Origin of the sequence: Streptomyces europaeiscabiei (genome assembly GCF_036346855.1) — a bacterium.
Lineage (GTDB): Bacteria > Actinomycetota > Actinomycetes > Streptomycetales > Streptomycetaceae > Streptomyces > Streptomyces europaeiscabiei.
In genome coordinates this window covers 2,668,806-2,690,392 of sequence record NZ_CP107841.1, presented here as the reverse complement: position 1 = coordinate 2,690,392, position 21,587 = coordinate 2,668,806, and the positions used below count along the sequence as shown (strand labels likewise).

The 21,587-nt window shown below is 69.5% G+C and carries 16 protein-coding genes and 1 tRNA gene; 5 read left to right on the top strand and 12 right to left on the bottom strand.

Annotated elements, in window-relative coordinates:
- Positions 1-38: 38 nt before the first annotated feature.
- A complete protein-coding gene (locus tag OG858_RS11680) occupies positions 39-755 on the top strand; it encodes an SIMPL domain-containing protein (protein ID WP_086746423.1) in 717 nt (238 codons plus the stop codon).
- A 148-nt stretch (positions 756-903) separates the two neighbouring features.
- Entirely contained in the window at positions 904-2,340 is a 1,437-nt protein-coding gene (gene pyk, locus OG858_RS11675; RefSeq protein ID WP_086746424.1) for a pyruvate kinase, read from the top strand.
- A 9-nt stretch (positions 2,341-2,349) separates the two neighbouring features.
- Here pyk and OG858_RS11670 read toward each other — a convergent pair whose 3' ends face one another.
- Positions 2,350-3,117, bottom strand: a complete 768-nt coding sequence (locus OG858_RS11670) for a helix-turn-helix domain-containing protein (protein ID WP_086746425.1) — start codon at positions 3,115-3,117, stop codon at positions 2,350-2,352.
- A gap of 106 nt (positions 3,118-3,223) precedes the next feature.
- Positions 3,224-3,296, bottom strand: a tRNA-Leu gene (locus tag OG858_RS11665).
- Between the two features lie 101 nt (positions 3,297-3,397).
- Here OG858_RS11665 and OG858_RS11660 point away from each other — a divergent pair.
- Positions 3,398-4,048, top strand: a complete 651-nt coding sequence (locus OG858_RS11660) for an ANTAR domain-containing response regulator (protein WP_037693246.1) — start codon at positions 3,398-3,400, stop codon at positions 4,046-4,048.
- Positions 4,049-4,139: 91 nt separating this feature from the next.
- Here the strand turns inward: OG858_RS11660 and OG858_RS11655 are convergent, their stop codons facing one another.
- The 9 genes from OG858_RS11655 to OG858_RS11615 all read right to left on the bottom strand — a co-directional run bounded on the left by OG858_RS11655 (position 4,140) and on the right by OG858_RS11615 (position 14,149).
- Positions 4,140-4,856 (bottom strand): ABC transporter ATP-binding protein, encoded by a 717-nt coding sequence (locus tag OG858_RS11655; RefSeq protein ID WP_037693245.1) that lies wholly within the window; start codon positions 4,854-4,856, stop codon positions 4,140-4,142.
- On the bottom strand, positions 4,853-5,764 hold the full coding sequence (locus OG858_RS11650; RefSeq protein WP_086746426.1) for an ABC transporter ATP-binding protein: 912 nt from the start codon (positions 5,762-5,764) through the stop codon (positions 4,853-4,855). Before OG858_RS11650 ends, OG858_RS11655 begins: the two co-directional genes overlap by 4 nt.
- Positions 5,765-5,769: 5 nt before the next feature.
- Positions 5,770-7,596 (bottom strand): branched-chain amino acid ABC transporter permease, encoded by a 1,827-nt coding sequence (locus OG858_RS11645; protein WP_086746427.1) that lies wholly within the window; start codon positions 7,594-7,596, stop codon positions 5,770-5,772.
- Between the two features lie 5 nt (positions 7,597-7,601).
- Positions 7,602-8,534: a branched-chain amino acid ABC transporter permease gene (locus tag OG858_RS11640; protein ID WP_086746428.1), complete on the bottom strand. Its 933-nt coding sequence runs from the start codon at positions 8,532-8,534 to the stop codon at positions 7,602-7,604.
- 112 nt (positions 8,535-8,646) lie between these two features.
- Entirely contained in the window at positions 8,647-9,876 is a 1,230-nt protein-coding gene (locus tag OG858_RS11635; RefSeq protein WP_179200768.1) for a branched-chain amino acid ABC transporter substrate-binding protein, read from the bottom strand.
- 280 nt (positions 9,877-10,156) lie between these two features.
- Entirely contained in the window at positions 10,157-10,789 is a 633-nt protein-coding gene (locus OG858_RS11630; RefSeq protein ID WP_327743671.1) for a Tat pathway signal sequence domain protein, read from the bottom strand.
- Positions 10,786-11,211 carry a hypothetical protein gene (locus OG858_RS11625; RefSeq protein ID WP_328544934.1) on the bottom strand — a complete coding sequence of 142 codons (426 nt, stop codon included), beginning with the start codon at positions 11,209-11,211 and terminating at the stop codon, positions 10,786-10,788. The genes OG858_RS11630 and OG858_RS11625 overlap by 4 nt, the downstream gene beginning before the upstream one ends.
- 81 nt (positions 11,212-11,292) lie before the next feature.
- Positions 11,293-11,781, bottom strand: coding sequence for a PaaI family thioesterase (locus tag OG858_RS11620; protein WP_319066002.1), 489 nt, complete (start codon positions 11,779-11,781; stop codon positions 11,293-11,295).
- Positions 11,782-11,845: 64 nt separating this feature from the next.
- Positions 11,846-14,149: an FdhF/YdeP family oxidoreductase gene (locus OG858_RS11615; RefSeq protein WP_328544935.1), complete on the bottom strand. Its 2,304-nt coding sequence runs from the start codon at positions 14,147-14,149 to the stop codon at positions 11,846-11,848.
- A gap of 1,014 nt (positions 14,150-15,163) precedes the next feature.
- Between OG858_RS11615 and polA the strand changes: the two genes are divergently transcribed.
- Positions 15,164-17,890 carry a DNA polymerase I gene (gene polA, locus OG858_RS11610; RefSeq protein ID WP_086753261.1) on the top strand — a complete coding sequence of 909 codons (2,727 nt, stop codon included), beginning with the start codon at positions 15,164-15,166 and terminating at the stop codon, positions 17,888-17,890.
- Between the two features lie 667 nt (positions 17,891-18,557).
- Here polA and OG858_RS11605 read toward each other — a convergent pair.
- Positions 18,558-19,409 carry a DUF4184 family protein gene (locus tag OG858_RS11605; RefSeq protein WP_086754074.1) on the bottom strand — a complete coding sequence of 284 codons (852 nt, stop codon included), beginning with the start codon at positions 19,407-19,409 and terminating at the stop codon, positions 18,558-18,560.
- A 363-nt stretch (positions 19,410-19,772) separates the two neighbouring features.
- Between OG858_RS11605 and OG858_RS11600 the strand changes: the two genes are divergently transcribed.
- Complete coding sequence (locus OG858_RS11600; RefSeq protein WP_327749032.1) at positions 19,773-21,533, top strand: lytic transglycosylase domain-containing protein; 1,761 nt, start codon at positions 19,773-19,775, stop codon at positions 21,531-21,533.
- The last annotated feature ends 54 nt before the right edge of the window (positions 21,534-21,587 follow it).

Sequence of the window (21,587 nt, the reverse complement as noted above, 5' to 3'; positions counted from 1 at the left end):
GGGTCGGCGACCACACCGCCGATGACAGAGTGGGACGTATGGCCACCAGCCCAGAGGAAACCCACCCCACCGCCGTCCCCTACGGCACCCCCGACGCGCCCCGCATCGCCGTCCGCGGCGAAGCCCACCTCGAAGTCGACCCCGAAACAGCCCGCATCACAGTCACCGTCCTCGCCCGAGGCAAGGACCGGCGCGCCGCCCTCGACGACCTCACCCGCCGCAACACCACCGTCCTCGACCTCGTCAAGACCTACGGCGAAGCAGTCGAACGACTGGAGACCGGCGCCCTCTCCATCACCCCCGAACTGAAGGAGAAAGGCAGAGGCGAAAGGATCCAGGCCTACCACGGCCGCGTCCACATCACCGCCGAGCTGACCGACTTCACCGCACTGGGCGAACTCACCACACGCCTCGCCGACCTCGACCTCACACGCGTCGACGGCCCCTGGTGGTCCCTCCGCCCCGACTCACCCGCCCACAAACGAGCCCGACAGCAGGCCGTACGGGAAGCCGTGCAGCGCGCCAGAGAGTACGCCGAGGCCCTGGGAACCTCCCTGGCCGCCCTGGTCGAACTCGCCGACATCGGCGCGGAGGCCCCCCAGCCCATCCACCACGCCGCCCACGGCGGACGTATGCGATCCATGATCGCCGAAGCCGAGGACACCACCGCCGCCCCCCTCGACCTGGAACCCCAACGCCAGCACGTCCACGCACAGGTCAACGCCCGCTTCACGATGCTCCCGCCACAACTGTGACCAGCCTGCCGCAGAAGCGCCCCGGGCCGCTCGGGCCGGAGCACCCTTCAACCCTTGTGACCACTTGTCAATTACCTTTCACCCAAAGGCCGTTGAGTAGTCACGCTCCACCAAATCACTACCGGTGGGTAAGCCATAGGCTCGAAACATGCGCCGAGCAAAGATCGTCTGCACCCTCGGGCCCGCCTCCGACTCGTACGACCAGATCAAGGCCCTGGTCGAGGCCGGCATGGACATCGCCCGCTTCAACCTCAGCCACGGCGGCCACGCCGAACACGACGAGCGCTACCAGCACGTCCGCAAGGCCGCCGACGAGACCGGCCGCAGCGTCGGCACCCTCGCCGACCTTCAAGGCCCGAAGATCCGCCTCGGCCACTTCACCGAAGGCCCCGTACTCCTTGAACGCGACGACACCTTCACGATCAGCGTCGAGGAGGGAGTGGAAGGGGACAGCGAGATCTGCGGCACGACGTACGGCGGCCTGGCGGCCGACGTCAGCCCCGGCGACCACATCCTCGTCGACGACGGCAAGGTCACGCTGGAAGTCACGGCCGTGGACGGCCCCCGAGTCCACACCAGGGTCGTCGAAGGCGGCGTCGTCTCGGACAACAAGGGACTGAACCTGCCGGGAGTCGCCGTATCGGTGCCGGCGCTGTCGGACAAGGACGAGGAAGACCTCCGCTGGGCGCTCAGCACGGGCTTCGACGTCATCGCGCTGTCCTTCGTCCGCTCCGGCCGGGACATCGAACGCGTCCACCAGATCATGGATGAGGCAGGCCGCCGACTCCCCGTCATCGCCAAGATCGAGAAACCGCAGGCGGTCGACAACATCGAGGAGATCGTCGCGGCCTTCGACGGCATCATGGTCGCGCGCGGCGACCTGGGCGTCGAGATGCCCCTCGAACAGGTCCCGCTGGTCCAGAAGCGCACGGTCAAGCTCGCGAAGCGCAACGCCAAGCCGGTCATCGTCGCCACGCAGATGCTCGACTCGATGATCAACAACTCCCGGCCGACACGCGCCGAGGTCAGCGACGTCGCCAACGCGGTCCTCGACGGCACGGACGCGGTGATGCTCTCCGGCGAGACGAGCGTCGGCAAGTACGCGGTGGAGGCGGTCCGCACGATGAGCCGGATCGTGGCGGCGGCGGAGGAGGACATGCTCGTGAAGGGCCTCCCGCCCCTCACCGAGCACAACAAACCCCGCACCCAGGGCGGCGCGATGGCCCGCGCGGCCGCCGAGATCGGCGACTTCCTCGACGCCAGGTTCCTGGTCGCCTTCAGCCAGTCCGGCGACACGGCCCGCCGCCTCTCCCGCTACCGGTCGCCGATTCCCCTCCTGGCCTTCACCCCGGACCCGGCGACACGCTCGCAGTTGAGCCTCACGTGGGGGGTGGAGACCTTCCTGGGCCCGAGTGTCGACTCGACGGACGCGATGGTCGACCAGGTGGATGAGCTGCTGCTCAAGTACGGCCGCTGCAAGAAGGGGGACGTGGTCGTGATCACGGCGGGCTCACCGCCGGGGGTCGCGGGCTTCACGAACATGGTGCGGGTGCATCACATCGGGACGGACGACAGCCCGAAGTGAAGTAGGGGGTCAGTACTTCGGGCCTACGTGGGTGTCCATGAGGGCGACGGAGGCCTTCTTGGCGACGGAGATGTTGTACGGGTTGCCGTCGCGGGTGCAGTGCGTCCACTCGATGCCGAGCTTGTCGAGGGTGTCGGTGTAGAGCTGCCGGATGTCGTCGGACTTGTTGGTGAAGAAGTAGCGCGGGTACTCGTAGCGCTTGCGTTCGCCGCCGACCAGGCGGGTCGTCCAGTTGGTCAGTCGACAGCCGTCGGAGTGGATGAGGCCTCGGACGAAGTCCCAGGGGTGGGTGTCGACGATGGCTTGCTGCCAGGCTTCTAGAGCGATTCGGCGCTCGTGCTTCTTGCCGGGGCCGTGCTGAGGGAAGAGGCAAGTCCAATGCCTGGTGAAGGACTTCACGTCGACGCACCCAGCTCGCTGGAGTCGGCTGACGCTGGGCCAGGGCAGCACCTTGCGCATGGCGTCCTCGGCTGCATCGATCAGACCGGGCCAGGACGCCGTACACGTGACCATCAGATAGCGCTGCCGCGGTTTGGAGATGATGTAGCCGTCGCCCAGGTAGAGACCCAGTAGATAGGCATACGTTGCGGGGTCTTCCGGTGCTCCTGGTGTGTCCCGGCATCGGACACAGGGAGGTGTGCGTTCAAGTGGTTCGATCCGGGTCAGCCAACACCGGATCGCCGATCGTGAGACGCCAGTCTCTCGGCTCACTGAGTTGAGGCTGCGCCCCTGGGAGACCAGTGCGAGTGCTCGCTTGCGTGTACTCATGTCGTACATGCGACTACTCTGTGCAACTGATCGCGTCCGCGCGCAGCAAAAAGCGGATGTTCACGAGAACGTGGACATCCGCTTGCGTGTCGTGACCTTGGAACTAAAGGAAAAGTACCCCGGGTCGGATTCGAACCGACGCTGGATGGTGTTTGAGACCATTGCCTCTGCCGCTGGGCTACCGGGGCCCCTTTGAAACGAAGGTTGGCGGTCACTCGCCGTGCCCCCACCTTACCGCAGCTAGGTACCCTCTTGTCAGCAGTACCCCTGCCCCGAACGAGGAGCCCAAGTGACCGCCCCCGAGTCGCCCCAGCCCGTCGCCGACGACGACAAGTCACACGTGCCTCCGCTGACGACCCGCGTCGTCATCGCCGAGGACGAGGCGTTGATCCGTCTCGACCTGAAGGAGATGCTCGAGGAGGAGGGCTACTCCGTAGTGGGCGAGGCCGGTGACGGTGAGCAGGCCATCGAGCTGGCCCGGGAGCACCAGCCGGATCTCGTGATCCTCGATGTGAAGATGCCCAAGATGGACGGCATCTCCGCCGCCGAGAAGATCGCCGAGGAGGGCATCGCGCCCGTTCTGATGCTGACCGCCTTCTCGCAGCGCGACCTTGTCGAGCGTGCCCGGGACGCCGGTGCGATGGCGTACCTGGTGAAGCCGTTCAGCAAGAGTGACGTCGTGCCGGCCATCGAGATGGCCGTGTCCCGGTTCACGGAGCTGAAGGAGCTGGAGAAGGAGGTCGCCGACCTCACCCTCCGCCTGGAGACCCGCAAGCTCGTCGACCGTGCGAAGTCGATTCTGCAGACGGAGTACGGGCTGACGGAGCCGGCCGCGTTCCGTTGGATCCAGAAGACGTCGATGGACCGTCGGATGTCGATGCAGCAGGTGGCGGAGGCCGTCATCCAGGACGCCGACGAGAAGAAGGCGGCCAAGGGCTGACCCCGCTCCCCCGTACACGTACACATACATACGACGAGGCCCGCACCCCCCACCTGAAAGGGGGCGCGGGCCTCGTCGTGTGCGAGCGAGGTCAGTCCTCGCCGAGGTACGCCTTGCGGACCGACTCGTCGTGCAGCAGGTCGGAGCCGGTGCCGGACAGGACGACCTTGCCGATCTCCATGACGTGGCCCTGGTCGGCGAGTGAGAGCGCGGCCTGCGCGTTCTGTTCGACGAGCAGGATCGTCGTGCCCTGGGACTTCAGCTCGGCGATCGTCGCCATGATCTTCTGCATCATGATCGGCGAGAGGCCCATGGAGGGCTCGTCGAGCATGAGCAGCTTCGGCTGGGACATGAGCGCGCGGCCCATGGCCAGCATCTGCTGCTCGCCGCCGGACAACGTACCGGCGGCCTGCTTGCGACGTTCGCCCAGGATGGGGAAGAGGTCGTAGGCGCGCTGGATGTCCTTCTCGATGCCGGGCTTGTCGTTGCGCAGGAAGGCGCCGAGGCGGAGGTTGTCCTCGATGGTCATGCGCGGGAAGATGTGCCGCCCCTCGGGGGAGTGGGCGAGTCCGAGCGCGACGATGTCGTGCGCGGGGACCTTCTTCAGGGATTTGCCGTCGAACTTGATCTGGCCGCTGACGGGCTTGAGCAGGCCGGACAGGGTGCGCAGGGTGGTGGTCTTGCCGGCGCCGTTGGTGCCGATGAGGGTGACGACCTCGCCGGCCTCGACCTTGAAGGAGATGCCCTTCACGGCTTCGATCTTGCCGTAGGCGACCCGGAGGTCCTCTACTTCGAGCAGTGTGGTCATCGGTCGTTCTCCTTGCCGGGCGCGGCGTCCTGCGTGGGCGCGGCGTGTGCTTCGGCGGCCTCGACTTCGGCGACCTCGTCCTGGCCGGGTGCGTCTTCGAAGGGTTCGCCGAGGTAGGCGGCGACGACGCGCTCGTCGCCCTGCACGGTGGCGCTGTCGCCCTCGACGAGCTTCTCGCCCTGGACGAGGACGGCGACGCGGTCGCAGAGGTTGAAGATGAACCGCATGTCGTGCTCGATGACGAGGACGGCGATGCCCTGGTCGCGGATGGCGAAGACCAGTTCTTCGGTGGTTCGCGTCTCCTGGGGGTTCATGCCTGCGGTGGGCTCGTCGAGCAGGAGCAGGCCGGGTTCGCTGGCCAGGGCTCGTGCGATTTCGAGCTTGCGCTGTTCGCCGTAGGGCAGGTTGCGGGAGAGGTGTTCGGCCTTGTCGGCGAGGCCCACGAACTCGAGGAGTTCCATGGCGCGTTCGCGGGAGGCCTTCTCGGCCCGGTGGAAGCCGGGGCCGCGCAGGAGGGCCGACCAGAGGCCTTCCTTGGTGCGGGTGTGGCGTCCGACGAGGACGTTTTCCAGGACCGTCATGTTGGCGAACAGGCGGATGTTCTGGAAGGTGCGGGCGATGCCGGCCGCGGTGACCTTGAAGGACTTGGGCGGCAGGATCTGGCCCTTGTAGCGGACTTCGCCCTCGGTGGGGATGTAGAGGCCGGTGAGGCAGTTGAAGAAGGTCGTCTTGCCGGCGCCGTTGGGGCCGATGAGTCCGACGATCTCGCCGCTGTTGACGGTGAGGTTGACGTTGCGTACGGCGGTGAGGCCGCCGAAGCGCATGGTGACGCCGCGGGCGTCGAGGACGGTCTCGCCGGAGGCGCTGGAGCCGGGGGCGGTGTCCTTGGTGGTGGTGTTGGTAGTCATCGTGGTCAGGCCCCTGCCTTGCTGAGGACTGCGGGCGCTTCGGCCTCTTCGTGGAATTCGAGCTGGCGGCGCCGGTTCGGGATGAGGCCCTCCGGGCGGAAGCGCATCAAGAGGACGAGCGCGAGGCCGAAGGCGAAGAGCTGGTAGTCGTCCAGGAACTGGAGCTTGGACGGGATGAGGTAGAGCAGTGCGGCGCCGACGAGCGGGCCGCTGATGGTGCCCATGCCGCCGAGGACGACCGCTGCGAGGAGGAAGGCCGAGTTGGGCGGGACGACTGCGGCGAACTGGTACTGCTCGGGTGTCACCGTGTAGGTGACGTGGGCCTGGACCGTGCCGGCGAGGCCGGCGAGGGCGGCGCCGAGGGCGAAGGCGATGAGCTTGACGCGGAAGCCGTTGATGCCCATGGCGAGGGCGGCGGTCTCGTCCTCGCGGATGGCGATCCAGGCGCGGCCGATGCGGGAGTCGCTGCTGCGCCGGAAGACGATGACCACGACCAGGGTGATGAGGAGCATCAGCAGGAAGTAGTTGGCGAAGCGGGCGATGGTGAAGCCCAGGAAGGTGTGTTCCTGGCCGAAGTCGAAGCCGAGGATGTTGAGGTTCGGGATCGAGGAGATGCCGTTGGAGCCGTTGGTGATGTCGGGGCCGGAGGTGCCGTCCATGTTGAGGACGGTGATCCGGAAGATCTCACCGAAGCCGAGCGTCACGATGGCGAGGTAGTCGCCGCGCAGGCGCAGGGTGGGGGCGCCGATGATGACGCCGAAGATCATGGCGACGGCGGCGCCGAGGATGGCGGATGCCCAGAACGGCAGGTGGATGTCGAAGGGGGAGGAGGGGGAGCCGGAGACCATGGCCGCGGTGTAGGCGCCGACGCCGAGGAAGGCGACGTAACCGAGGTCGAGGAGGCCGGCGAGGCCGACGACGATGTTCAGGCCGAGGGCGACGGTGGCGAAGATCAGGATGTAGACGCCGATGGTCGCGTACTGGTCGTCGGACTGGGTGAACGGGAAGGCGGCGGCCGCGGTGAACGCGCCGATCATCGTCACGTTGCGGTGCTTGGCGGTGAGCGCCGAGATCCGGCCCACGAGGCCGGCCTTTGCGGCTGCGCCGAAGCCGAAGCCCGCGGTGATGAGGAAGCCGATGAACAGTTCGTCGTACTCGGTGCCGATGCCGTAGGTGAAGACGGTGAGGCCGAGGGCGAGTGCGCCGACGATGATCAGGATTTCGGCGTATGGGGGGAGCTGGCGCGCGGGGGTGGCGGTGCCGGAGGCGAAGGCCGCCTTGACGATGGTCCGCTGGGTGCGTGCCTTGTGGCGGAACTGGTCCCAGCCGGTGTCGTCCGGGTCGCCGGGGTCGGTCTCCGGCAGCGCGTACGGCAGGGAGAGGGCGCCGAGCAGGGCGGCGAGGGTCGTGATGCCCGCGATCCAGCCGCCGGGCTCCAGGTTGACGACGCCGCCGAGCTGGGCGCTGATCGCGATGATCGTGTACCAGGCGGTGGCGAAGGTGCCGAGCGCGGCCAGTTTGAGGGCGCTGTCGGCGCCTGCGGGGGTCAGCCAGCGCAGGCCCTTGATGCCGTAGGAGGACAGGCCGAGGAGTGCGGTGAGGGCGCCGCCGATGAGGACGAGGACCTGGAGGCCGCCCGGGTAGCCGTAGACGGTGAGGTCACCGGGGAAGGCCGAGGTCCAGGTCCAGGCGAGGAAGGCGGAGACGACGGCGAGGGCGCCGCCGCCGGTGGCGAGGGCGCGGCCGATGTGCGGGGGGATGCCCACGAGGCTGTGCGGGTCGCCGGCGGTGGTCTTGCCGGTGGTCCGGGGTGCGGTGGTCTGTGTGGTCATCGGTGTCACGCCCTGTCCGACACGCGCTCGCCGAGCAGCCCCTGTGGCCTGACGAGGAGTACGAGGATGAGGAGTACGAACGCCCAGACGTTGGCCCAGGACTGGCTGCCGAACTGGTCCATGCCGGGGATGTCGGAGATGTAGGCGGTGGAGAGGGCTTCGGCGACGCCGAGGACCAGGCCGCCGAGCATGGCGCCGTAGATGTTGCCGATGCCGCCGAGGACGGCGGCGGTGAAGGCCTTGAGGCCGAGGATGAAGCCCATGCGGAACTGGACCTCGCCGTACTTGAGGCCGTAGGCGACGGATCCGACGGCGGCGAAGGCGGCGCCGAGGGCGAAGGCGACCACGATGATGCGGTCGGTGTTGATGCCCATGAGTTTGGCGGTGTCCGGGTCCTGCGCGGTGGCCTGCATGCCGCGGCCGGTGCGGGTCTTCATCACGAAGTACGCGAGGATCGCCATGCTGATGGGGGCGGCGAGCAGCAGGAAGATGTCACCGGTCTGGATGGTGACGCTGCCGATCTCGAAGGGGCCGCCTTCGATCTGGGGGAAGGTGATCGCGGACCGGGCGTTGGGGTACCAGGCCCATACCGCCTGTTGGAGGGCGAGGGAGAGGCCGATGGCGGTGATGAGGGGCGCGAGGCGTGGTGCTGTGCGCAGGGGGCGGTAGGCGAATCGTTCCGCGCCGACCGCCACGAGTACGGCGACGAGGATGCCGCCGATGAGCATGAGGGGCAGTGCCACCCACATGGACGTGCCGTCGGGCAGCACGTACAGGTACATGGTGAGGGCGCCGAATCCGCCCACCATGAAGATTTCACCGTGGGCGAAGTTGATGAGCTGGACGATGCCATAGACCATCGTGTAGCCGATGGCGACCAGCCCGTACATGGATCCCAGTAGCAGGCCGTTGACCAGCTGCTGCGGCAGTTCGTTCACCGCATGTCCTCCGAGACTTCGGATATATCGAGGGATGTGACCGGATGTGAGTCCGCGCGGGGCGCCAGTGGTGCGGCGCCCCGCGCGGCTCAGGGATGTGTGTGGGTGTGGGTCAGCCGGCGAAGGTGCCGGACTTGACGGCCTTCCACTCGCCGCCCTCGACGGCGTAGACGGTGAGCTGCTTGTTGGTGGCGTCACCGTACTCGTCGAAGGAGACCTTGCCGGTCACACCGTCGAAGGAGACGTTCTGCACGGCCTCGGTGATCTTGGCGCGGGCGTCGTCCGGCAGCTTGCCGTTGTTGTCCTCGACGACCTTCTTGACGGCCTCGATGATCGCCCAGGCGGAGTCGTAGGAGTAGCCGCCGTAGGCCTCGTAGGCCTCCTTGTAGCCGGCGGTCTTGTAGTTGGCGACGAATTCCTTGGCGGAGTCGAGTTCCTCGACCGGGGCGCCGACGGAGGTGGCGAGGTCGCCGGTGCCGCTGGCGCCGGCGAGCTTGATGAAGTCGGCGCTGTAGATGCCGTCACCGCCGACGACGGGGACCTTGGCGCCCGCGGCCTTGATCTGCTTGCTGAGGGGACCGGCCTGGGGGTACTCGCCGCCGTAGTAGACGACGTCGGCGCCGGAGGACTTGACCTTGGTGGCGACCGCGGAGAAGTCCTTGGTCTCGGGGTCGATGTGCTCGGTGCCGACGATCTTGCCGCCGAGCTTCTTGAACTCGTCCGAGAAGGTGGCGGCCAGACCGGCGCCGTAGGTCTTCTTGTCGTCGATGACGAAGACCTTCTTCTTCTTGGCGTCCTTGAAGACGTACTGCGCGGCGAACGGGCCCTGGATGGCGTCCGTGGTCGCGGTGCGGAAGTACGACTTGTACGGGCGGACCTTCGAGGTCTGCCAGTCCGGGCCCTGGGTGAGGGCCGGGTTGGTGTTGGCCGGGGAGACCTCGACGAGCTTGGCGTCGTCGAAGACCTTCTGCATGGACTCGGCGACTGAGGAGTTCAGCGGGCCGACGACACCGAGGACGTCCTTGTCGGCGACGAGTTTCGTGGCGTTCTGCTGGCCGGAGGAGGGCTGCGCCTGGTCGTCGAGGGCTTCGACCTTGAAGGTGACGCCTTCGACGTACTTGTCCTTGTTGGCCGTCTTGGCGGCCAGGTCCACGGAGTTCTTGATGCCGAGACCCAGCGCGGACAGGTCACCGGTCAGCGGGGCGTCGACGCCGATGACGACAGTGGTGCCACTGCCGGTGTCCGAGCCGCCGTTGCCCCCGTCGCGCGAACCGCAGGCGGTGAGAGTGAGTGCTCCCGCCGCCAGCGCGGCGGTGATGGCTATGAGCGAACGTTGACGCACGATCAGTCCTTTCCCTGGCACGGCCCTTCCTGTTTGGAAGCGGCCGAGTCGAGCGCTGGGCCGAAGACGTGACTTCGATTCCGTTGGCGCGGTGACTGGCCGTGACTCTAGGCGGGTGTAGGGAATGTGTAGGAGAGTCTGGCCAAGGCTGTGACGCTCTTGTTATGACACGAGGTAATGCAGAGCGGTACTCAGTGGGTGGATGTGCGGAATTCAGGCCGATTCGCCCTGTCCACATAGTGAGAACGTGCAGGGTTGGCGCGGGTAGGTTCAGGAGTGTTCAGGGTTTTGGTACTGACGAGGAATCGTTGCTACAGGCGACTTGAAGGGCGTCGGAGAGGTCCTGCGCGTAGCGCTCACCCAGGATGAAGCTGTGTGCTTCTATTGCGCGCGTATTACGTAGAGTTACGTCGAGGAAAGGCAGTCCGGCGTTCTTCGGCACTTTCCCGCATTCCGTGACGCGCATGGTGATGACGATCTTTCGGGGCCGGTCCGTCCCGATCCGGACCGGAGTGCGAGGGTCCGTCCGCAGGGAGAGCCCCGCGTAGGGCTGGGTCATCTGTTCGACCGTGACCGGGGGGCCGGACCGCACGCTCAGCCCGACCTCGAAGCCGAAGCTCGCGCGCGACGCCCCGGCGGACCGGGTCACCGGGCCGAGATAGCTCACGACGAGCGCCTGGGACGGGTAAGGAGCCTCGGGCTCGGGTTCCGGCTTCGGACGGGTGGCGTACAGGTAGCCGCAGCCCGCGAGCACGACGACGGCCACGGCCGCCGCGAGCAGGGCACGGCGGTGCCGGGCGTACACCCGCGTGAACCGCCCGTGAGGAGGCTCCGGAGGGGGCGCGAGGTCCGCTTCCGGTACGTCCCACGCGCGCGTGCCCTCGCCCGGCTCCACGGGACCGACCCCGCTCACTGCCAGTGCTCCTCGCCCGGACCGCCCGAGCGGTACCGCTTCCGGCAGTCCGCACGCGCCCGCCGGTCGATCAGCCGCTCCGCGGCGGCGGAACCCGCGCGCCTCTTCTCGGCCCGTGCCGCGTCCACGACCTTCCGAAGGATGTCGTACTGCCCGTTCGACAGCCCCATGGACTGATAGTCCCCGTAGGTGTCGTCGTCCATCGTCTCCCGCGACCAGTACGCGACGAGCTTCGCGCACAGCTCCTCGGGCGGGGTGGCCGACGGCGACGGTGAGCCGCCGCCCCGCGGGGCCGTCGGTCCGCCCGTCGCGGACGCAGGCCGGCCCGTCGCACCCGACTGTGCGCACCCGGTGGCCAGGACACCGGTCAGCAGCGCCAGCCCGAGCACCGCCCCCGGCCAGAGGGCTCTTCCCGTTGTCATGCCCCGACGCTAGGGCCTGGCCGCCGCGGGAGACCAGGGGAGAAGCGGCCTTCGCCCCGGCCGGCCCCGCGTCCGCGCGCATCAGTGCGACGTCCGCGCCCGCTCACCCGCGACCGCCGGAGCGTCCCGGAGCAGGCAGGTCAGCCGGGCCGTGCACACCCGCTTGCCGGCCTCGTCACTGACGACGATCTCGTACGTCGCCGTCGAACGCCCCCGGTGCAGCGGTGTGGCGACACCGGTCACCAGCCCGGACCGCACGCCCCGGTGGTGCGTGCAGTTCAGGTCGACACCCACGGCGATCTTGGAGCTGCCGGCGTGCAGCATGGAGCCGACCGATCCCAGGGTCTCCGCGAGCACGGCGGACGCGCCGCCGTGGAGCAGCCCGTACGGCTGGGTGTTGCCCTCCACCGGCATCGTCCCGACGACCCGGTCCGCCGACGCCTCCACGATCCGCACGCCCATACGGGTGCCCAGATGCCCGGCGGAGAACATCGCGACCAGGTCGATGCCGAGGGTCGCGTACTCGTCGATGACCTCTTGCGGGAACTTCACTTGGTGCTGCTCGCCCATGGGGCTCCGTTCGTCGCTCGCGTGCGCCGCCGGCGGTCGGGCGCCGGCCCTCCTGAGCAAACGCTCAGTCGGTCGACGATTGTTCCAGACGGACCACGACGGACTTGCTGGCCGGGGTGTTGCTGGTGTCGGCGGTGGCGTCCAGCGGCACCAGGACGTTGGTCTCCGGGTAGTAGGCGGCCGCACAGCCGCGTGCCGTCGGATAGTGCACCACCCGGAAGCCGTCGGCCCGGCGCTCCACGCCGTCCCGCCACTCGCTCACCAGGTCCACGTACGACCCGTCGGCGAGCTTCAGCGCCCGTGCGTCCTCGGGGTTGACCAGCACGACCCGGCGGCCGTTCCTGATGCCCCGGTAGCGGTCGTCCAGGCCGTAGATCGTGGTGTTGTACTGGTCGTGCGAGCGCAGCGTCTGCAGCAGGAGACGGCCCTGCGGCAGCTGCGGGTACTCGACCGGCGCGGCCGTGAAGTTGGCCTTGCCGGTGGCCGTGGGGAAGCGCCGCTCGTCGCGCGGGGCGTGCGGGAGCGCGAAGCCGCTGGGGTCGGCCACGCGCGCGTTGAAGTCCTCGAAACCGGGCACCACGCGCGCGATGCGGTCGCGGATGGTCGCGTAGTCCTTCTCGAACTCCTCCCACGGCGTCCGGCTGCCCGCGCCGAGGACGCGGCGGGCGAGCCGGCACACGATGGCGGTCTCGGACAGCAGCTGCCCGCTCGCGGGCTCCAGACGCCCGCGTGAGGCGTGCACCATGCCCATCGAGTCCTCGACGGTCACGAACTGCTCGCCGCCGCCCTGGAGGTCGCGCTCGGTGCGGCCCAGGGTGGGCAGGATCAGTGCCCGCGCGCCCGTGACGGCGTGCGAGCGGTTCAGCTTCGTCGACACGTGCACGGTGAGTCTGGCGCGGCGCATGGCCGCCTCCGTGACCTCGGTGTCGGGGGAGGCCGACACGAAGTTGCCGCCCATCGCGAAGAACACCTTCGCCCTGTCGTCGCGCATGGCCCTGATGGCCCGTACGACGTCGTATCCGTGCTCCCGGGGCGGGGCGAAGCCGAACTCCTTCTCCAGGGCGTCCAGGAAGGCCGGGGCGGGCCGTTCGAAGATGCCCATCGTGCGGTCGCCCTGCACGTTCGAGTGGCCGCGCACCGGGCAGACGCCCGCGCCGGGGCGGCCGATGTTGCCGCGCAGCAGAAGGAAGTTGACCACCTCGCGGATGGTCGGCACCGAGTGCTTGTGCTGGGTGAGGCCCATCGCCCAGCAGACGATGGTCCGCTTCGAGGCGAGGACCATGCGCAGGGCCTCCTCGATCCGCTCGCGCGTGAGGCCGGTCGCGGTGAGCGTCTCGTCCCAGTCGGCGGCGCGGGCGGCCTCGGCGAACTCCTCGAAGCCGTGGGTGTGCTCGCTGATGAACGCCTCGTCGACCGCGCCGGACCCCGCGCCGGAGGCGCTGTCGTGTTCAGCCAGGATCAGCTTGTTCAGGAGGCGGAACAGGGCCTGGTCGCCGCCGAGGCGGATCTGGAGGAACAGGTCGGTGAGGGCGGCGCCCTTGAACATGCCCTGCGGGGTCTGCGGGTTCTTGAACCGCTCCAGGCCGGCCTCGGGCAGCGGGTTGACGGTGATGATCTTCGCGCCGTTCGCCTTGGCCTTCTCCAGCGCGGAGAGCATCCGAGGATGGTTCGTCCCCGGGTTCTGCCCGGCGACGATGATCAGATCGGCCTTGTAGAGGTCCTCCAGCAGGACGCTGCCCTTGCCGATGCCGATCGTCTCGGAGAGCGCGGAGCCCGACGACTCGTGGCACATGTTGGAGCAGTCCGGCAGGTTGTTCGTGCCGAACTCACGGGCGAACAGCTGGTACAGGAACGCGGCCTCGTTGCTCGTCCGGCCGGAGGTGTAGAAGAGGGCCTCGTCGGGGGAAGCGAGGGCCTTCAGTTCCTCGGCGACGATGTCGAAGGCGCGCTCCCAGGACACCGGCTCGTAGCGGTCGGCGCCTTCGGGGAGGTACATGGGGTGGGTGAGCCGCCCCTGCTGCCCCAGCCAGTAGCCACTGCGGGTCGCCAGGTCGGCGACGGTGTGGGCGGCGAAGAACTCCGGGGTGACCCGGCGCAGCGTGGCCTCCTCGGCGACCGCCTTCGCGCCGTTCTCGCAGAACTCGGCGGCGTGCCGGTGATCCGGCTCCGGCCAGGCGCAGCCCGGACAGTCGAAGCCGTCCTTCTGGTTGACCCGCAGCAGCGTCAGCGCGGTCCGCTTCACGCCCATCTGCTGCTGCGCGATCCGCAACGTGTGCCCGATCGCCGGCAGGCCCGCCGCAGCGTGCTTGGGCTCCGCGACCTGCGGCGCGTCCTGAACCGGATCACTTTTCGGCGCCTTGCCGGCCATGGCTGCTCCCCATTCGCGTGCACGTGCTGTTCGGGCGTGAGGCTGTTCCTCCGATCCTCGCACGCGTGACCGGCGTCGAACGAGACGGATCGATGACCGAGACCGAGACGGATCGATGACCGAGACCGAGACGGATCGATGACCGAGACCGCGGGGGTCGGGGGCCGGGCGGCGGGTTGGGGTGGAGGGCAGTGGGTTGGGGTGAGGGTGGCGGGCGGGGCGCGAGGTGACTGGGGTCGGCCGACGGCTGAGATCGGTGGGGGTCGGGCTCGGCCGACGGTTCGAGACCGGAGGGTGGCTGGGACCGACCGGCGGACGGGGCGGGCGATGGCCGGATCGGGGCCTGGGGACTGAGGTCGGCTGGTGGGTGAGAGCTGCTGGTGGCCTGCGATCGGCCGGCGGTTGAGATCGACCGGCGCGCCGTCGGTGGCTGCCCCTTTTCTCAGCCGCTCCGAACTCTCTGACTGAGACGGCGGTCTGCCACGACGGCGGTCTGCCATGACGACGGCGGTCTGCCACGACGGTCTGCCATGACGACGGTGGTCTGCCACGATGACGGCGGTCCGCCCGAGACGGCGGTCTGTCACGATGACGGCGGTCCGCCCGAGACGGCGGTCTGTCGCGATGACGGCGGTCCGCCCGAGACGGCGGTCTGTCGCGATGACGGCGGTCTGCCACGATGACGGCGGTCTGCCACGATGACGGCGGTCCGCCATGACGACGACGGTCCGCCACGACGACGACGGTGGTCGGGTCGTGCCGGGCCGGGCTTTGCCCGCGGGCTCGGGCGTGGTCGGTCGTGCCGGGGCGCTTCCCCCCGGCTTCGGGCGGGCGTTCGGCGGGGCCGGGTCGGCATCGCCCGTGACTTCGGGCGGCGTTCGGTGGTGCCGGGGGCGGCCTTCGCCCCCGGATCCGGGCGACTCCCGGCCGAAACCCGCCGCCGCCCCGGCCTCGGGCGGTACTCGGCACGTCCCTGGGGTCCGGCTGTCAGTGGCACGTGGCAGGATCGGGTTCGTGGCAGAGACAGGATCGAAGAAGACCGACAGCACCCCCGGCGGCAGCCGTCCCCGGCTCATGCTCATGGACGGGCACTCGCTGGCCTACCGCGCGTTCTTCGCGCTGCCCGCGGAGAACTTCACGACGGCGACGGGCCAGCCGACCAACGCGATCTACGGCTTCGCGTCGATGCTGGCGAACACGCTGCGCGACGAGGCCCCCACCCACTTCGCGGTCGCGTTCGACGTCTCCCGCAAGACCTGGCGCTCCGAGGAGTTCACCGAGTACAAGGCGAACCGCTCGAAGACCCCGGACGAGTTCAAGGGCCAGGTCGAACTGCTCGGCGAGCTGCTCGACGCGATGCACGCCGTCCGCTTCGCGGTCGACGGCTTCGAGGCCGACGACATCATCGCCACCCTCGCCACCCAGGCCGAGGCGGAGGGCTTCGAGGTCCTCATCGTCACCGGCGACCGCGACTCCTTCCAGCTCGTCAGCGAACACACCACCGTGCTCTACCCCACGAAGGGTGTCTCGGAGCTGACCCGGTTCACCCCGGAGAAGGTGTTCGAGAAGTACGGCCTCACCCCGGCCCAGTACCCGGACTTCGCGGCCCTGCGAGGCGACCCGTCCGACAACCTCCCCGGCATCCCCGGTGTCGGCGAGAAGACCGCCGCGAAGTGGATCAACCAGTTCGGTTCCTTCGCGGATCTCGTCGAGCGCGTCGAGGAGGTCAAGGGCAAGGCCGGGCAGAACCTCCGCGACCACCTGGAGGCCGTCAAGCTCAACCGCCGCCTCACCGAGATGGTGCGTACGGTCGAACTGCCCAAGGGCGTCACCGACCTGGAGCGCGCCGCGTACGACCGCAAGGCCGTCGCGATGGTCCTGGACACCCTGGAGATCCGCAACCCGTCGCTGCGCGAGCGTCTGCTGGCCGTCGACCCGGGCGCCGAGGAGGCCGACGCAGGTCAGCCGGCCGCCCCGGGCGTCGAGGTGGACGGCACGGTCCTCGACTCCGGCGAGGTGGCCCCCTGGCTCGCCGAGCACGGCACGGAGGTCCTCGGTGTCGCCACGGTCGACACCTGGGCGCTCGGCACGGGCTCGGTCGCCGAGATCGCGCTCGCCGCGGCCGGGGGAGCGGCCGCCTGGTTCGACCCGACGCAGCTGGACGAGACGGACGAAACCGCGTGGGCGGCCTGGCTCGCCGATACCGCGAGGCCGAAGGTGTTCCACAACGCCAAGGCCGCGATGCGGGTCTTCGCCGACCACGGCTGGACGATCGAGGGCGTCGGCATGGACACCGCGCTCGCCGCGTACCTGGTCAAGCCGGGCCGCCGCTCCTTCGACCTGGACGCGCTGTCCCTGGAGTACCTGGGCCGTGAGCTGGCCCCCGCCGCCACGGCCGACGGTCAGCTGGCCTTCGGGGCGGACGAGGGCGCCGAGGCCGACGCGCTGATGGTGCAGGCCCGCGCGATCCTCGACCTCGGCGAGGCCTTCGGCGAGCGCCTGCAGGAGGTGGGCGCGGCCGACCTCCTCCGGGACGTGGAGCTGCCCACCTCCGCGCTCCTGGCCCGCATGGAACGCCAGGGCATCGCGGCGGACCGGGCCCATCTGGAGGCCATGGAGCAGATGTTCGCGGGCGCCGTGCAGCAGGCGGTGAAGGAGGCGCACGCGGCGGCGGGGCACGAGTTCAACCTGGGCTCGCCCAAGCAGCTCCAGGAAGTCCTCTTCGGTGAGCTGGGCCTGCCCAAGACCAAGCGCACGAAGACGGGCTACACCACGGACGCGGACGCCCTCGCCTGGCTCGCAGGCCAGACGGACAACGAACTGCCGGTCATCATGCTCCGCCACCGTGAGCAGGCGAAGCTCCGCGTCACCGTCGAGGGCCTGATCAAGACGATCGCCGCGGACGGCCGTATCCACACCACGTTCAACCAGACGGTCGCCGCCACGGGCCGCCTGTCGTCGGTGGACCCGAACCTCCAGAACATCCCGGTCCGCACCGACGAGGGCCGTGGCATCCGCCGCGGCTTCGTCGTCGGCGAGGGCTTCGAGTCGCTGATGACGGCGGACTACAGTCAGATCGAACTGCGCGTGATGGCCCACCTCTCCGAGGACGCGGGCCTCATCGAGGCGTTCACCTCCGGCGAGGACCTGCACACCACGGCGGCCGCCCAGGTGTTCGGGGTCGAGCAGTCGGCGGTGGACGCGGAGATGCGCCGCAAGATCAAGGCGATGTCGTACGGCCTGGCCTACGGGCTGTCCGCGTTCGGCCTCTCCCAGCAGCTGAACATCGACGCGGGCGAGGCGCGTGCCCTGATGGACGCGTACTTCGAGCGGTTCGGCGGCGTACGGGACTATCTGCGCCGGGCCGTGGACGAGGCACGGGCGACGGGGTACACGGCGACGATCTTCGGGCGCCGCCGCTATCTCCCCGACCTCAACAGCGACAACCGTCAGCGTCGCGAGGCCGCCGAGCGGATGGCTCTCAACGCGCCCATCCAGGGCACCGCCGCCGACATCGTCAAGATCGCCATGCTGAACGTCGGCCGCGCCATGGACGAGGCCGGCCTCGCCTCCCGCATGCTCCTCCAGGTCCACGACGAAATCGTCCTGGAGATCGCCCCAGGGGAACGCGACCGCACCGAGCAGATCCTCCGCCGTGAGATGGCGGGCGCCGTCCACCTGAGGGCCCCGCTGGACGTCTCGGTGGGCTACGGCCCGGACTGGGAGTCGGCGGCGCACTAGTGTCCGGCGCCAGTAGTCCGTCGGTAGATCTGCCGCGCCTCGGCGACCGGGGTTTCGGACGTCGATCAGGCGCGTTGGCCGTTCGAGCCTGAGCCGGAACTACCTAGGAACTTACCCGCGCAGGACACCAGCGGCGCCGCGGCAGCAACTGGACGGCGCACCGGTCGACCGACGGTGGGGCCCGGCGACGCACGTGCCGGGCCTCGCCCACCGGGCCGGCGTGTGCACCAGGCCCCACCCGCCGCGTCGGCACCACCGCCTGCGCCGTTCAGCAACGATCCACCGCCCCGGCGAGCAACCGGTACGGCGCTGTCAGGCGGTGCCCAGCCCCAGGTCACCCCCTTTGTCCCGCTGCGCCACAGCCCGATCCCCGTCACCCGGCTGGCCCTCACCAAGGCGCCCCGGGCGGAGCACAGCCGCAAGGATGCCCGCATGGGCATACGCACGCTCCGCCGCCGTACAGCGACAGCTGCCACCCGCCTGTCAGGGGTGCGAACCCGCCTCACCCGGGCCACCTGGGCCCGCCCACGCGTCCGGCGGCCGCACAGCCTCTACCCCTGGCCGCTGACCCACCCCCTGGCGGCCCTCCTCGGACACGTCCCCCCGTACGCCGCCCGCGCCGCCAGACCCCGCTTCCCCAGCGGAGCCCCCACCCGACGCCCGGCGCTCAGCGGCGGACCGAGCTGTCCGCCTCCGCGTCGACTGCGGGCGCCGCAGCGGCGGGAGCCGGGCGCCGCGCCCTGACGCCGACGCCGTAGAGGACGACACCGGCCACGAGCCCGGCGCCCGCCCCGAAGCACACGGTCGGGATCACCTCGTACGGCTTGGCGACCGACCCCCAGTGCGCCCACCAGCGGGCCACCCGCTGCACGGCCGCGACCAGCGCGCAGCCCCCGATGACGGCGCCCGCCACCCACCGGTCGGCAGAGGAGAGCACGGGCACGCCCACGGGCTCGACCGCCGGCTGCCGGCGCAGGGCCAGCACGACGAAGACGGCGATCACGACCGCCGCGACCGCGGAGCCGCCGTACTGGAGGTACCAGTAGAGCGGCGAGCCCGCGATCTCCTCGCCGAGGACGGGGAACAGCCGCATCCCCCACCGGTCGAGATGGGTGAACGCGTCCCAGACGACATGGGTGAGCGAACCGAGGGCGGCGGAGACGTACCACCACAGGGCCAGCGAGTAACTGAAGCGCCGTGTTCCCGCCCCACAGCGCACCAGCGCGGCCACCCGCCCCTGCCGCCGCCTCGGCAGCAGCGCGACCAGCGGTTCGCGGAGTACCAGCCACAGCCCGACCAGCGCCCAGGTGACGAGGACGTCGACGGTGAAGACTCCGGCGAAGGAGTGCGTGACATCGCCGAACTCCATGGCCTCGGGCAGGACACTCGCCACGTAGTAGGTCATGTCGGGCGCGAACGAACCGGCGACGAGCACCGACGGCACCAGGAGTCCGCGCCCCGTCCCGTCCCCTCGCAGGGCGGGCAGTACGGCGGCCGCGTGGCTGAGCGTGAAGGGCAAGTCGTCCCCCTGTGACGTACTTTGGCCGGATGGGTCGGCCCGGCGATGAACGGTCGCCAGTATGCGCGACCCGTGCCCGCTCCTCCGAAGGTGCCCGCGCGACAGCAAACCGATATGGCCAATAGGTGAATATCGGGCACGAACGGGTGTCCGGGCGACGGAAGTTGTCGTAGGGTCGCCTGGGTCGTCGCGCCGGTCGGGGGTGGTGGCCACCGGATTTCTGGGAATGGAATGCCGGAACAGGGCAACCAAGACCGGAACTCCGGAGTCGGTGTACCTGGGCAGGGAAACCGGAGAAATGCCCGCGGCATCCATAGACGGGAAGAACGCCGAGGCGTTCGACCACCGGGAGGGGTTCACTCAATGGCGGCGCAGTTCGGTTTGAGGCTCCGCAAGGGGGCGGCCACGACCGCCCTGGCCGCGGCCACGGTAGCGGCGCTCGCCGCCTCCCAGGCCCCGGGAGTGACCACCGACAGTGCGGGCAGACAGGCCGCGGGCGCGCCGTCGCCGGAGATGAGCACCCTGGCCGACGACACCGCCTCGGGCAACTCGCGCTACTACACGGACCTTCCGCCCCTCGACAGCCCCAACCCGACGACGGGTACGGGTGACACCTCGGGCACGACGGGCGGCTCCGAGCGCGGTATACCCGCGACCGTCCTCGACGCCTACAAGAAGGCCGAGGCGTCCCTGCGCGAGTCCAAGCCCGGCTGCAACCTGCCCTGGCAACTCCTCGCAGCCATCGGCAAGGTGGAGTCCGGTCAGGCCAGTGGCGGCCGTGTCGACGCCGAGGGCACCACGATCGGCAAGAAGATCCTCGGCCCCCCGCTCAACGGCAACGGCTTCGCCAACATCAGCGACACCGACAACGGCGCGTACGACGACGACACCACGCACGACCGGGCGGTCGGCCCGATGCAGTTCATCCCCTCCACCTGGGAGTGGGCGGGCCGCGACGGCAACGACGACGGCGCCAAGGACCCCAACAACGTCTACGACGCGGCCCTCGCCGCCGGCCACTACCTGTGCCGCTTCGACTGGGACCTGTCGAACGACGCCAACCTGCGCAGCGCGATCCTCAGCTACAACAACTCGACGGAGTACTACAACACCGTCATGACGTGGCTGGAGTACTACCGCAAGGGCACCCACGAGATCCCGGACGGCACCGGCTCCCTGCCCGAGACGCCCAGCGGCGGCAACAGCAACAACACCGGCAACGGCAATGGCGGAAACGGCAACGGCAACGGCACCTCCACGCCGAACCCCAGCCCCACGCCGCCGAAGACGGACAAGCCGAGCACCGAAGAGCCGTCCGGCGGCGGCACCACCACCCCGCCCCCGCCCGCCACCACGCCGCCCTCGACGCCGGCCACCCCCACCGACACGGTGCACCACCTGGAGAACGCGGGCGCGGCGAACCTCACGGCCATGGCCGGCGACACCTTCACCGGCAAACTCGCCGCCCGCACGGAGACCAAGGCGGGCAAGGCCGTGGCGAAGGTCCGGGTCCGCTTCACGATCGCCGGTGACACCGACACCACCTTCACCGGTGGCGAGAAGGTCGCGACCGTCATCACCAACAGCGTGGGCAAGGCCACCGCCCCCGCACTCGTGGCAGGCGAGAAGACCGGCGCCGTCACGGTCCGCGCCACCGTCGTGGGCCGCTCCGTGACCGCCCTCGAGCACAAGGTCACCGTCACCGCCCGCCGGGCCGACGCCCTCGCCCGCACCGGCACCACCGCGCTGACCTGCGTCCCGAACGGCGAGTTCGCGGAGCAGGTCGAGGTCAAGGCCACCTACCGGGGCGAGGTCGCCGACAAGGTCGCCGTCAAGGCGACCCTCGTCAAGTCGCTCGTCGACCTCACCGAGAACGACAAGGGCCCCTACTTCCAGGGTGCGGACGGCAAGCCCGTACGCACCCTCGCCCTGGAGACCGGGACCGATGGCCTCCTCAAGCTTCCGAAGCTGTACTCGGACGACGCCACCGGCACGTTCCTGCTCCACGTCGAGACCGAGGGCGGCGCGACCCTCACGCTCGAACTGAAGGTGGAGGCGCCCGCAGAGTCGGCCGAGCCGACGGAGACGGCCGGGCCGGTGACGCCGAGCCCCAGCGAGTCCTAGTCGGCACACCGGCCGTCCGTACGGCCACGGCGGCGCCCCTCTTCCGGGAGGGGC

Coding starts and splice junctions, on each gene's coding strand:
- OG858_RS11680 (WP_086746423.1), top strand. CDS start 39: ATGGCCACCAGCCCAGAGGAAACCCACCCCACCGCCGTCCCCTACGGC.
- pyk (WP_086746424.1), top strand. CDS start 904: ATGCGCCGAGCAAAGATCGTCTGCACCCTCGGGCCCGCCTCCGACTCG.
- OG858_RS11670 (WP_086746425.1), bottom strand. CDS start 3,117: ATGTACGACATGAGTACACGCAAGCGAGCACTCGCACTGGTCTCCCAG.
- OG858_RS11655 (WP_037693245.1), bottom strand. CDS start 4,856: ATGACCACACTGCTCGAAGTAGAGGACCTCCGGGTCGCCTACGGCAAG.
- OG858_RS11650 (WP_086746426.1), bottom strand. CDS start 5,764: ATGACTACCAACACCACCACCAAGGACACCGCCCCCGGCTCCAGCGCC.
- OG858_RS11645 (WP_086746427.1), bottom strand. CDS start 7,596: ATGACCACACAGACCACCGCACCCCGGACCACCGGCAAGACCACCGCC.
- OG858_RS11625 (WP_328544934.1), bottom strand. CDS start 11,211: ATGACAACGGGAAGAGCCCTCTGGCCGGGGGCGGTGCTCGGGCTGGCG.
- OG858_RS11620 (WP_319066002.1), bottom strand. CDS start 11,781: ATGGGCGAGCAGCACCAAGTGAAGTTCCCGCAAGAGGTCATCGACGAG.
- OG858_RS11615 (WP_328544935.1), bottom strand. CDS start 14,149: ATGGCCGGCAAGGCGCCGAAAAGTGATCCGGTTCAGGACGCGCCGCAG.
- OG858_RS11600 (WP_327749032.1), top strand. CDS start 19,773: ATGGCGGCGCAGTTCGGTTTGAGGCTCCGCAAGGGGGCGGCCACGACC.